This window comes from Dietzia maris (assembly GCF_014144855.1).
GTDB classification, from domain to species: Bacteria; Actinomycetota; Actinomycetes; order Mycobacteriales; family Mycobacteriaceae; genus Dietzia; species Dietzia kunjamensis.
Genome location: NZ_JAALDN010000364.1, coordinates 1 through 1,575, shown reverse-complemented (window position 1 = coordinate 1,575; position 1,575 = coordinate 1). Strand labels below are relative to the sequence as shown.

The 1,575-nt window shown below is 71.8% G+C and carries 2 protein-coding genes; both read left to right on the top strand.

Annotated elements, in window-relative coordinates; translation table 11 throughout:
- Nucleotides 1–245: 245 nt before the first annotated feature.
- Nucleotides 246–968, top strand: coding sequence for a VIT1/CCC1 transporter family protein (locus tag G6024_RS12015; RefSeq protein ID WP_067714695.1), 723 nt, complete (start codon nt 246–248; stop codon nt 966–968).
- A gap of 101 nt (nt 969–1,069) precedes the next feature.
- Nucleotides 1,070–1,575 (top strand): PGPGW domain-containing protein (locus G6024_RS12010; RefSeq protein WP_235027884.1); only part of this gene is annotated, 506 nt, incomplete at its 3' end.

The window sequence follows — 1,575 nt, the reverse complement described above, 5'->3', positions numbered from 1 at the left end:
CCCGATGCCGTGGAGGCACTGCTCACCGCCGGGTCCGCCCCCACCGCCGTCGAGCTCGGCGCGGTGCTCCACGCCCCCGACGGCTGGCCCGAGGTCGACCTCGACGCCGGCGCCCGGGCCGCCCGGGAGTTCCGCTCCGCGGTCCCCGCCTGAGCCGGCGGCCCGTCCAGCGCTGTAGAAAAAACGCTGGTAAGGATAGCCTTTCGAGGCTTGTCGGCGACTCCGGGGAGTCCTACCGTAGGGGCATGAGCGTCCCCGGTCCGGCACCACACAGCACGGTGGAACCCCACGACTCATCGGTCGGCGGCAAACTCAACTGGCTGCGTGCCGCGGTCCTGGGTGCCAATGACGGACTGCTCTCGACCGCGGGCCTCGTCCTGGGCGTCGCCGCCGCCACCACGGATCGCCCGGCGATCCTCGTCGCCGGCATGGCGGGGCTGGTCGCGGGCGCGAGCTCGATGGCCATCGGCGAGTACGTGTCCGTGAGCACGCAACGCGACACCGAGAAGGCGCTCATCGAGAAGGAGACCCGCGAGCTCGAGGAGGCACCCGAAGCGGAGTTCGACGAGCTCGTGGGCCTGTACACGGCCAAGGGGCTCAGCGAGGAGACCGCCCGGCGGGTGGCGGAGGAGCTGCACGCCGACGATCCCCTGGCGGCCCACCTCGATGCGGAACTGGGCATCGACGCCGAGTCGTTGACCAACCCGGTCAGCGCCTCGATCTCGTCCGCGATCTCCTTCGCGCTCGGTGCCGTCATCCCGCTGCTCGCCGTCCTCGCCCCGGCCACGCTGAGGGTTCCGTTGATCGGCGTCCTCACGGTGGTGGGGTTGATCCTCGCCGGGTACGTCTCCGCCCGACTCGGCGACGCGGATCCCCGCCCGGCCGTGCGCCGGCTCGTGATCGGGGGCGTCGCGGCCATGACGGTGACCTACGGGATCGGCCTGCTGCTCGGGACCAGTGTGACCTGAGCCGTGGGGCGCCTCCGCTGTTCGGGCCCGGGACGCGGGGGGATCGCCTGCATCGGAGGCGCGGACTCTGTAACCATGGTCCGGTGAAGAGACTCGGCTACGTGGCGGTGAGACGCCTCGCGCTCGAGATCATCGGGTGGACGCTCATCGTTCTCGGCATAGCCGCACTGTTCCTCCCGGGTCCCGGGCTCCTCATGCTGTTCGCCGGGACGGTGGTGCTCTCACGGCAGTACGAGTGGTTCGACCGGCGACTGCTGTCGATCAAGCGCGTCGCCATGGAGGGCGCCTCCCGCGGGGTCCAGTCGTGGCCCAAGATCGCCGGGTCACTGCTCGGCGTGGCCTGGCTGATCGGCCTGGGGATCTTCTGGGGGATCGGCTCGACGGTGCCGACCTGGTGGCCGCTGTCGGCCGACCTCTGGCTGATCGGCGGCTGGGGCACCGGCGGCACCCTCATCTTCTCGGGCCTCGTCGGGCTGGCGCTGCTCGTCTACGCACTGCGTCGGTTCCGCGGCAGCCCGTACGACCACGAGGCGGAGTTGGTGCACGACCACCAGCGTCGCGAGGAGCGGCGCCGGGCGCGGGCCGCGCGGCGGCACGCCCACGCGGC